This is a genomic window from Streptomyces sp. NPDC033229, from assembly GCF_055576875.1.
The window spans coordinates 26096-36312 of the sequence record NZ_JBVIQR010000048.1 but is presented as its reverse complement, the minus strand read 5'-3'; the positions used below and the strand labels follow the sequence as shown (position 1 = coordinate 36312).

Below are 10217 nucleotides of genomic sequence, written 5' to 3'. Positions count from 1 at the left end.
GACAGAACCCCTCGACAAGGTTCATCGTCCCAGCCCAGAAGGCACTTTCGTGATTCCGCCCCGCATCCGGCCTCACCCCAACCGAAACGGTGAGGTTAACGGTCTACGGGAATCATCAGGTCAGCCTCACGACGGCGGGGCAGAGGTCGGCGTGACAGCCGAAGGACGATGGGGGCGCGCCGATGACGACGACCGATTCCACGACAGGACCGCTTCCGGCTCACGACTGGGCAGTTGACGACCTGCCGGCCCTGGACGTCGACCCGTTCATGACCCACTTGCTGCATCACGAGCCGATCGCCCGGATCAGGCTGCCCTACGGTGAGGGCCACGCCTGGCTCGTCACCCGCTACGAGGACGTCAAACTCGTGACCTCCGACGCGCGCTTCAGCCGGCGGGCGCTGATCGGCCGGTCCGTCACCAGGCTGTCCCCGCACACCATCCCCCAGGACGAGGCCGTGGGCTTCGCCGATCCGCCCCGCCACGCCCAGCTGCGCAAAGCCGTCGCCCGGGCCTTCTCCACCCGCAGTATGGAGCGGCTTCGGCCCTTCGTGCAGCGGACGGCCGACGAGCTGCTCGACGGCATGGAGCGGCACGGCAGCCCGGCAGACCTGATGGAGCAGCTCAACGGCCCCCTGCCGTTGACGGTGATCAGTCAAGTGATGGGCGTACCTCTCTCCGACCGACCCCGCATGGCGCACTGGACGAGCATCCTCCTGACAGCGGCGTTCACGCGGGAGGAGAGCGAGGCGGCCAAGGCCGAAATCCGGGAGTACTTCGTCGCGCTCCTTCGGCGTCGTCGCGCCGAACCGCGAGAAGATCTGTCCGGTGACCTGGCCGCGGCGGTGGCGAGCGGGGAACTCAGTGAGGCGGAGGCTGTCGCCCTGGCCGTGCTGATCCAGATCAGCGCCACCCACGCCGTCCGCAACAACAGCGCCAACATGGTCTACGCCCTGCTCACCGAGCCCGGCCTGGCGGCCAGGCTGCGGGCCGAACCGGCGCTCCTGCCGCAAGCTCTCGAGGAGCTTCTGCGCTGGGTCCCGCACCGCCGTGGAGTGGGCATCGCCCGCATCGCCACCGAGGACGTGGAGGTCGGTGGCACCCTCATCGCCGCGGGCGAGGTGGTGTACGCCTCCTACTCACCGCCAACCGCGACCCGTCCGTCTTCGAGCGCCCGGACGAGCTCGACATCGACCGGCCGCGCGTTCCCCACCTCTCCTTCGGGCACGGGCCCCATTTCTGCCTGGCCTCGATGCTCGCCCGACTGGAGTCCGAGATCATGCTTTCCGGCCTGCTCACCCGGTTCCCGGACCTGCGGCTCGCCGTGCCGGCGAAGGAGATCGCGTGGCAGCGCGCCGCCCTGATCCGCGGACAGCGCGCCGCCCTGATCCGCGGACCGGAGACACTGCCGGTCGCCTGGTGACGTCGTTGCGCTACCCGTGGAGTTCGCCGCAGGTGCGGTCCGGAGCAGGCGGACGCGATGGCACGAAAGGATCGCGCAGGGAACAGCGACGATCCTGCTGACCGAACGCGACAGCCGCCCTCTGGCACTGTCCGCCTTCAGCCCGTCCTCGACCCGGCCGGGCCTGGCCGAGATCCACACCTTCTACAGCCGCCCCGACAGCTGGGGCGGAGGCGTCGCCGCCGTATTGATGGCCGAGACGCTGCTCCACGTGCGCAATGACGGATTCGCCCAGGTACACCTGTGGACACTGCCTGACACCCCACGATCCCGTCGCTTCTACAGCAAGTGCGGCTTCACCGAGTGCGGCACCGCGCGCACCTTCGACTTCGGTGATGGGAACGCTCTTGACCAGGTCGAATACCAGCGAGCGTGTTGATACCCGCAGGAGGTGTGCGGACTCCCGCGGCCCAGCAGGCCACCGGCTTTCGATGACGCTGCCGTGTGGCGACTGCTCGGGGAGCTCTTTTTACGGGAGTCGCTGGAACAGCAGGTCGTAGGCCGTGGCCACCAGGGCGTCGTGGGTGCGACAGCGGCGGGTGCAGAGTGCGGCCAGTGCTGTGCCGGTATCGGGCCGGAAGCCCAGGAAGGCTTGCTGGCCACTGGTCGCTCCGGCGTGGAAGTACAACGGCCCCAGGTCGGTGGGGTGCTGAAACCAGGTCAGTGTGTGTACGTGCTGGTGCCTCAGCCCGCGGCGCAGTACGGGGCGGCGTACCTCGCGCAGTGCGTCGGCCAGCGGGCCGGCTGTGTCGGGGCGCAGATGGGCCTCGAGGAAAGTGAGCACGTCGCCTGGAGTGGCCCGGATGGCTCCGGCGGCGGCGAATCCGCCGATGTGCAGGGCGGGCACGGGCGTCCTGCCGTCGGCGCGGTGGCCGGTGGCGTCGGTGCCCGGTCCGCCGGGGTGCAGGGCGGTGTCGGTCAGTCCGAGGGAATCGAGTACCCGATGGGTGAGGAGATCTTCCCACGGGGTGGCGGTGGCGGCGGCCAGGGAGTGGCCGAGGACGGCGACGGCGAAGTTGGAATAGCGCCAGCGGGTGCCGGGCCGGTGGCGCGGATGGTGGCGCAGGAAGGCGCGCACGACCCGCTGGGGTGGGTAGCGGGCGTAGGGGTTGGTGGACCAGCGGGGCAGGCCCTGGGGGTAGAAGTCCGCGGGCAAGGGGGGAAGGCCCGAGGTGTGGGTGATCAGGTGTGTCAGCGTGATCGCGGAGCGCCTGCCGTGTACGTGGCCGGGGTCGAGGTGGGCGGTGGCCGGATCCGTTGCGGACAGCGTGCCGGAGCCGGTCAGCTCGGCCAGCAGCAGTCCCGCGTAGGTCTTGGAGGCCGACCCGAGCTCGTAGCGCAGCTGTTCGCGGGGGACGGGCGGGGGTGGCGCGGTGCCACCGGACCGGAGGGTGGTCCGGCCGTCGCGGGAAAAGGCGAAGACCACGTCGGGGGCGTCGACGGTGCGAACGGCCTCCTCGAGCCGCGCGGCCACCGCCGTGTCATCGTCCAGCGCGGCGGTGGTGGTCATGCGGCGGCCATCCGGGTCAGGACGCGGGAGGTGGCCAGGACGGAGGCGAAGGCGGCGATCAGCGTGGGGTGGTAGACGATGTCGAAGACGTCCCCGGGGTCCCCCTCGGGCATCCGGTGCACTGCGGGCATCGCTCCATCGGGCTGCTGGGCGGCGGCGAACCCTTCCCAGGCACGCTCGTCCAGGGTGGGGCGGGGCAGACAGGCATCGACGACGAGGAGCTCGCCCAACAGGTCCCAGCGGCGCAGGTCCAGCCAGTCGTCCAGCCAGGCAGGCAGCCAGGTGTTGAGGTAGGCGGCCAGCCCGGCCGGCACCCCGTCGGGCCTCTCGCCCCAGTCGGTGAGGTGGAAGACGGTGTGGGTGATGTCGTATCCGACCCGCGTGTCCACGTTCCAGGGCTCGGGTGTGCGGCCCAGCCACGTCCGTCGCAGGGCCTGCGGCTCGGGCACGGCGGGCTCCAGCCCGAAGCGGCGCTCGCACGCGGACAGGCCCAGACGCCGAACGGGCAGCACCTCAAGGGCTCCCCGGCTGCCGAACCGGTGGCTGACGCGCACCCACTGCTCCATCTCCGGGCTTTCGTAGCCCAGTTCACGGAACGGCAGGTAGGTCTCGAACGGAATGGGTGACAGAGGCTCGATACGCTGTCCGCGGATCAGCATGCGGCCGCCGTCCAGAGCCACCCGCCAGGCATGGTCGAGCAGTAGGCGCACCAGGTCGGTCTCCCGGGAGCCGGATACACCCTCCCGGAACAGCACTCTGCCGATCATGGCCAGTTCACCGATCGGTTTGAAGCGGTCCAGGAAACCGGTCTCCGGGTCGGCGTCCTGCTCCAGCCGGAACCCGTCGCGGTGCGCATACAGCCACTCAACAGCCCCCCGGCCGACGTTGTGGATCAGACGAGTGCTGGTCATGGCAGCCCCTGTCCGCCAACGGCGTCACAGGCGAGACGCGCGCTGGTCAGCGCGGCGGCATAGGCCGCCATCAGCGTGGAGTGGTAGCAGTGGAGGAAATCGTGTGGCAGGGCGAGCCGGTGAGGTGCGGGTCCGGCCTCGGCCAGGGCGCCCGAGGGTTCTTGCGCGTTGGCCACCGTGGCCCAAGCGTCCTCGACCATGGCCCTGTCCGGCGGGCTGGGGAGACTGGCGGCCACGGCCAGCAGTTCACAGCTCAGATCCCACTGCCCGGCATCCAGGCAGGTGTCGAGCCAGGGCGGAAGCCACGTCTCCAGGTAGGCGGCAAGCCATGACGGCACCTGGTGGACAGCGCGGCCCCAGTCGGTGAGATGAAAGATGACATGGGTAGCGGAATATCCCGCACCGCGTTCGAACATCCACGGCTCGGGGAGAGACCCGAGCCAGGTGCGGCACAAGACCACCCCGTCTTCCTCGTGAGCCGGCAAGCCGGTGCGCCGCTCGGTGTTGAGCACGCCCAGCAGACGGTTGGGGTACTGCTCGGTGGCCCGCCAGCCGCGGGTGCCGGTGACCGTCGCAGCGAACTCCTCGAACCCGCTGTGCCGCAACCCGGCGGAGGCGAAAGCGGCATAGAACTCCAGCGGGTAGGTACCGGCCGGCTCCAGGCGCTGCAACTCAAGAAAGAGCGCACCGTGGTCGGTCTCGTCCCAGGCAAATGCGAGCAGTTCGGCCGCAAGCCGGTGGTGAGGAGTGCCGGGGCGGGTGTGCCTGCACACGCAGACGCATACCTGGGCCAGTTCTCCCAGCGGTTTCAATGTGCGGTCGACCTCAGTGGCGGCGTCCAGGACGCCATCGCACAGGCAAAAGCCGGCCCTGTTCTGCGACAGCCAGCGCAAGGCCTCCTCCCCCGTGCGCGCGACGTCCACCGTCTCGCCGTTCACACCAGGGCTCCGGTACGCAAGAGCTGAGCGGCCCGCAACTGCAGTGCGACGCGGGGGGTGTCACCTGCCATGAGGTTCACGAACTCAAGCCCCTCAGCCAGCCTCAGGCTCTCGGGGACACCATCAATCAGTGACAGCCAACGACCTGCTCCGGCCGCCTGCAGCCAGTCGCGGCGACGCACCGCCCGGACGAAACCGCGGGCGACATCCACCGGGCGGGCAGCGGCCAGTCGGCCGACGCCGCAGTCGGCGCCGGGCACGGCCAGGGCTGCCAGGAGGGCCAGTTGCCGCGTCAGAACCTGCCACGGTGCTGCATCGAGCCACTGGGTTCCCGGCTCGGTGCCGCCCTCTCCGATCGTACGCCGCATCGCCCAATGGCTCCACACCGAGGAGGGCCCGGCACCCGCGGCGGGCGGGAAGGCGGATGCCGCCTGCTCGAAGACCGCCCGGTCCTCGGGGGCAACCGGCCGCCCCAGCAGCACACTCGGCAGCAGGGCGTCGGAGCCCAGAACGCGTACGGCGGCCAGGGTGACATCGTCCCTGCCCGGACCTGCGACGGACACCACCCTGCCCAACACACCGAGGTGGTCTCCACCGCGAAGGGCGGAGGCCACCTGCGATGCGAGCTCCTGCACCGCGCCCGCCAGAGGGGTGGACGTGTCAGGCTGCTCCATGAGGCCCCACCTCAGCCCTTGTCCTTCTTGGGCCGCGGCGTCGGAGGCGACAGCAGGGCTTGGCCACCACCAGCCTGAAGGGCAAGCGCCGCACATTCGCGCGTGTCGCGGTACGTGCCTTCCGCTTCCACCGGGTCGAGGGCCGATTCGACGTCGGCAGCTGACAGCTTCTGGTCCTTTGTCGCACGGTCGATGAGTGACATGCGACCATCCCTTCCAGGTCGAAATCGAGCTTCCTCTCCCAGTGGAACCCAATCCGAGTCATGCCGCAAATAGGTTGAAATGACAACCTCGTTGCTGTGCTGTGTCCTCAAACGCCGGACGGGCTGGTTGCTGAGCTCAGCCCAAACCAGCCCGCCCGGCGTTTGAGGACGCGCCCGCAGGGCACTCGCCGCCACTGGCGGCAACGACGTCTCACGTGCCCCAGATCGTCCGGTACGCCGCGCGGTAGCCGGGTGGGTCCCAGGTCGTGGTTCCGCCGCTGTTGGCGGCCGTGGCGATGTGAACCGGGGCGACGTATCCGCTGGCGGGCTCGCCGGAAAAGGCGCGGTTGAACTCGTCGACAATCTGCCAGCCCTGCTCCGAAAGCGCCTCCGGCACGGTGGCTGCCTGGAATTGCTTGCTGTTGATGCGTTGGAAGGCGGACGGATCGCCGTCGCCCGCGCCGATGTTGAAGGGGGCCGCGGCGCCCTTCTTGCGTGCCGCGCGCAGGGCCGGGGCGGCGTCGGCGAAGTACACGTCGTTGATGGCGACGGAGTGGGTCCACTTCTCCCCGAACCGGGAGAGCAGCGCGGACACCTCCCGGGGAGTCCGATTGCTGGTGTCCGAGATCGGGATGTTCTCCTCGGCGAGGAGTTTCACACCGGAGCAGGCGGCGAGACCCTTCTTGATCAGCTCGGATTTGTTCCTGGCGAACGGAATCGAGGCATCGGTGAATACGACGACTCCGGCGTCGCCGTGGGAGTGCGTCGTGATCCAGTCCGCGCTGATCCTCGCGACGTCCTCGACCCTGGTGGTGATGTTGCTGAAAAGTTCGGGGTCCTTGCTGGGACCGGGGGAGTCGACCGCGTGCCAGCCGATGAGCGGAATGTGTTCCGCGGTGGCCCTGGCGACCTGTTGGGACGTCAGGCGGGGGTCGAAGCCACCGATGACGATCCCGGAGGGCCGGAGGGCGATGGCCTGGCTGAACGCCGCCTGGATCCCCGCGGGGGTGCCCTGGCCGTCGATCACCCGGACGTTCCAGCCGATGGCTCTTGCGGCTTCCCGGACACCGTGGGCGGTGCCGGCGACGCCGGGGTTGGTCATGGTCTGCGCGACGTAGACGATGTTCTTGCCGGAGACCGCCTTGGGCCCCCTGGTGGGACCGTTCCACGGGGCGTCGGTCTTCTCGGCCTGCCGCACGGCCGCTTCGGCCTTGCCCAGGGCGGCAGGGCAACTGGCCTCCGTCGGCCCCGAGGAGAGGGGCGCGACGCCGGTCGACGCACCGCGCTCACAACCGACGAGGACGGTGGCCGCCGCTGCCAGGACGACTACGCCCCCCAGGACGGTCTTGCGGTGCGTCTGCAAGGGCACTCCTCGCGGAGGGGATGTCGGTGGAGCGGACGACCCGAGTCACGAGGCGGCTTCGGGCGGGGCGTGGGGTGACCGGGAGGGCTCCGGCCGCCGTTGGCGCAGTTGTCGGCGCGCGGCATAGCCGGCCAGGCCGACGGCGATGAGCAGGGTGGCGCCGTTGAACAGCGGGGTGACCCAGAACTGGGCGCCGAGCTGTCCGATGCCGGCGAGGCCGATGGCGAGGACGGTGACGGCGACGAGGGTGCCCAGGGCGTTGGCGCGGCCGGGCCTGATGGCCGTGGAGCCGAGGAGGGCGCCGACGAAGGCGGGCAGCAGGTAGTCCATGCCGACACTGGGGTTGCCGATCTGCTGCTGCGCGGCGAGCAGGACACCGGCGACGCCGACGACCAGGCCCGAGCCGACGAAGGCACAGACGACATAGCGCCGTGAGGGGATGCCCACCAGGTCGGCCGCCCGGGGGTTGGACCCGATCACGTACAGGTACCGGCCGAAGGGCAGCCGCTCCAGGAGCAGCCACAGCACGGCGGTGAGGGCGAGAACGTAGAAGGCCGCTACCGGCAGGCCGAGGAACCGGGAGTCGTAGAGGGCGGTGAAGTCGGCCGGCAGACCGTGCGGTCCGGGGACGATCCGTGCCCCCTCGGTGATCCAGCCGGTGAAGGCGTACATGATGCTGCCGGTGCCGAGGGTGGCGATGAAGGAGTCGATCCTCGCGAATTCGACGACGAGACCGTTGACAGCGCCGACGAAGGCCCCACCGAGGACCACCACGAGGCACACGAGGGGCCAGGACCATCCCTCGGTGACGATGAGCTGCATCGTCATGACGTGCGCGAGACCGAGACCGTAGCCGAGGGACAGGTCGAACTTGCCGGTGGCGATGGGGATCGTCGCCCCGAGCGCGAGGATCGCGGGGATCGACTGGTTGGACAGGACGGCGGAGATGTTGTCCAGCGTGGGAAAGGTGTCCGGCAGCGTGAGGGAGAAGGCCAGGAACAGCAGGGCGCCGAGGGCCAGGAGGCCGTAGGCGCCGATGAGGTGTCCGAACCGGCGGCTCAGCGGGGGACGGGGCGAGGGGGCGCGGGCGGGGGTCACCGTCCGGGCGTCCCGGTGAGGGCGTCCATGTCCGAGGCAGCGCCGGCCAGTGCGGCGACGGTGAGGGCGTCACCGCTCAGCTCCGCCGTCACGGTCCCGCGGACGAACACCAGGGCGCGATGACACACGCCTGCGACCTCCTCGAAGTCGGTGGAGACGAGCAGCACGGCGAGACCCCCGGCCAGCGCGTTCCGGAGCAGACCGTAGATCGCGGCCTTGGCGCCGACGTCCACTCCGGCGGTCGGCTCCTCCAGGATCAGTAGTCTTCGGCTCAGCCCGAGCCACCGGCCGATCATGACCTTCTGCTGGTTTCCTCCGGACAGGGTGGCGATCGGGACCTCGCTGTCCCGGGGCCGCACGGCGAACCGTTCGATCAGGGCGGTGGCCTCGGCGCGCTCGCGCCCGGGGCTGATCCAGTGCCTGCCCCGCAGGCCCCGGCCCCTTGCCCCGGGGTTGGCCAGGAAGTTCTCCCGCACGGTCAGTTCGGGAGCACAGCCTTCTTCCTGCCGGTCGCTGGTCACGAAGCCGGTGCCGGCGTCGACAGCGGCGGTGACCGTGCCGGGCCGGTACGGCCGGCCGTCGAGCAGGGCTCGTCCCTCGACGATCGGCCGGGCGCCGGCGAGGGCACGGCCCAGTTCCATGTGCCCGGCGCCGGTCAGACCCACCATGCCGAGGACCTCACCGGCGCGCAGGCGCAGGCTGACTGGTCCCGTGCTGTGGGTCCGTACACGATCGAGGCTCAGGACGGCGGGTCCCGCGGCGGGGGCGGCGAGCCGGTGGCCGCCCGGTTCGTAGCCCACGATGTCGTGCACCAGCCGGGCGGGGCCGTGGCCGGCGAGCGGGCCGTGGCTGATGAGGCGGCCGTCGCGCAGGACGGCGAAGGTGTCCGCGACCTTGTACACCTCGTCGAGCCGGTGGGTGACGAACACGATGGCGTGGCCGTGGTCGCGCAGGGTGTGCAGGACGTCGAAGAGCCGGGCGCAGTCCGCCGCCGGGAGGCTGGCGGTCGGCTCGTCGAGGACGATGAGCTCGGCCCGCGTACACAGCGCGCGGGCGATGGCCACCAGGGAGCGTTCGGCCCGGGTCAGGTCCGCGACGACGGCATCCGGGTCGAGGTGCGCGGCGACGGTGCCCAGGGCCTCGGCGCACTGCCGACGGGTCCGCCGCCAGGACACGAGCCCCGCCCGGCGTGGATATCCGGTGCCCAGGGCGATGTTCTCGGCGACCGTCATCCACCCGACCAGGCCCAGGTCCTGGTGGATGAACGACATCGCACGGGAGGCCGCCTCGGTGCCGAGCGGAGCCGAGAACGGCGGGCAGGTCGAGGAGCACCCCCTTGGTCACCAACGGACCGAGAGCCGAGACGTCACCGAAGCGGGCCCCACCGGCGCCGACGAGCTCCCGTGCCGTACCGCCGTCGTAGAGCTGCCCGCGGTAGGCGATGTGGGACAGCGCGTCCAGATGGCTGACGCCCTTGCCGTGGTAGTCGGCGCCGATGAAGTCCTTGTGGGTGGAGGGCTCCGCGGGCTCCACGTCACCGAGATCGGACATGTAATGCAACGCCGGCTTGCTGTTGTCCGGGCCTGAGACGGTGTCCCACGGCCGTGCCATCGTGACGACGGTCCCCGACCGGACCAGGGCGGTGGCCCGCCGGACGTGGTCCGCGGTCACCTGGTTCCACGCCCCGCGATCGGCGGGCGCCCAACGGCCCCACGCGCGGACCGTCTCGAAGAGCGCGTCGAACTCCTCACGGGCGACAGCAGGCCCGTGACGGGCAGTGGCCGACGGGGGAGCCGGTGTCGGCGCATCGGTGGGATCGCTGCTCATCTGCTGCTCAGCGCTCCAAGGAGAAGGGGGACTGGTTCTACGTGTATTGACCCGCAGCGTTGTCGACGCGGCTGACGGGCGGGGCCGGGGAGGCCCTGGCGAAAGGGCGGGCTGTTCGCCCTTCCATCCGATGATCTCCTCCGCACGGGTGAAATGGCGACTCGGACTGCTGCGGCCGATGCCGTGGGGGACATGCACTCTGGCGAGATCCCTCAGCCGAGCTGCCAGGCG

General features: G+C 70.4%; 9 protein-coding genes and 3 pseudogenes. 3 read left to right on the top strand and 9 right to left on the bottom strand.

What is annotated here, in order from left to right:
- Positions 1 to 182: 182 nt before the first annotated feature.
- The 3 genes and pseudogenes from ACZ53N_RS30700 to ACZ53N_RS30690 form a co-directional block, all read left to right on the top strand.
- Positions 183 to 1076, top strand: a pseudogene (locus tag ACZ53N_RS30700) (cytochrome P450 family protein); the annotation flags it as partial.
- On the top strand, positions 1034 to 1423 hold the full coding sequence (locus tag ACZ53N_RS30695) for a cytochrome P450 (protein WP_469144078.1): 390 nt from the start codon (positions 1034 to 1036) through the stop codon (positions 1421 to 1423). The pseudogene ACZ53N_RS30700 and the gene ACZ53N_RS30695, both read left to right, overlap by 43 nt.
- 16 nt (positions 1424 to 1439) lie before the next feature.
- Positions 1440 to 1841, top strand: a complete 402-nt coding sequence (locus tag ACZ53N_RS30690) for a GNAT family N-acetyltransferase (RefSeq protein ID WP_469144074.1) — start codon at positions 1440 to 1442, stop codon at positions 1839 to 1841.
- Positions 1842 to 1931: 90 nt separating this feature from the next.
- Here the strand turns inward: ACZ53N_RS30690 and ACZ53N_RS30685 are convergent, their stop codons facing one another.
- The 9 genes and pseudogenes from ACZ53N_RS30685 to ACZ53N_RS30645 all read right to left on the bottom strand — a co-directional run.
- Positions 1932 to 2972, bottom strand: coding sequence for a serine hydrolase domain-containing protein (locus ACZ53N_RS30685; RefSeq protein ID WP_469144073.1), 1041 nt, complete (start codon positions 2970 to 2972; stop codon positions 1932 to 1934).
- The gene (locus ACZ53N_RS30680; protein ID WP_469144072.1) at positions 2969 to 3883 is read right to left on the bottom strand and encodes a DUF6895 family protein; all 915 of its coding nucleotides are present in this window, start codon (positions 3881 to 3883) and stop codon (positions 2969 to 2971) included. The genes ACZ53N_RS30685 and ACZ53N_RS30680 overlap by 4 nt, the downstream gene beginning before the upstream one ends.
- On the bottom strand, positions 3880 to 4821 hold the full coding sequence (locus ACZ53N_RS30675; RefSeq protein WP_469144071.1) for a DUF6895 family protein: 942 nt from the start codon (positions 4819 to 4821) through the stop codon (positions 3880 to 3882). The genes ACZ53N_RS30680 and ACZ53N_RS30675 overlap by 4 nt, the downstream gene beginning before the upstream one ends.
- Positions 4818 to 5495, bottom strand: a complete 678-nt coding sequence (locus ACZ53N_RS30670) for a hypothetical protein (RefSeq protein ID WP_469144070.1) — start codon at positions 5493 to 5495, stop codon at positions 4818 to 4820. The genes ACZ53N_RS30675 and ACZ53N_RS30670 overlap by 4 nt, the downstream gene beginning before the upstream one ends.
- 11 nt (positions 5496 to 5506) lie before the next feature.
- On the bottom strand, positions 5507 to 5698 hold the full coding sequence (locus ACZ53N_RS30665) for a hypothetical protein (RefSeq protein WP_469144069.1): 192 nt from the start codon (positions 5696 to 5698) through the stop codon (positions 5507 to 5509).
- Between the two features lie 211 nt (positions 5699 to 5909).
- Positions 5910 to 7061 (bottom strand): substrate-binding domain-containing protein, encoded by a 1152-nt coding sequence (locus ACZ53N_RS30660; protein ID WP_469144068.1) that lies wholly within the window; start codon positions 7059 to 7061, stop codon positions 5910 to 5912.
- A gap of 45 nt (positions 7062 to 7106) precedes the next feature.
- Positions 7107 to 8159: an ABC transporter permease gene (locus ACZ53N_RS30655; RefSeq protein WP_469144067.1), complete on the bottom strand. Its 1053-nt coding sequence runs from the start codon at positions 8157 to 8159 to the stop codon at positions 7107 to 7109.
- Positions 8156 to 9460: pseudogene (locus ACZ53N_RS30650) on the bottom strand (sugar ABC transporter ATP-binding protein); the annotation flags it as partial. The pseudogene ACZ53N_RS30650 and the gene ACZ53N_RS30655, both read right to left, overlap by 4 nt.
- Before the next feature lies 1 nt (position 9461).
- Positions 9462 to 9986, bottom strand: a pseudogene (locus ACZ53N_RS30645) (cyclase family protein); the annotation flags it as partial.
- Between the last annotated feature and the right edge of the window lie 231 nt (positions 9987 to 10217).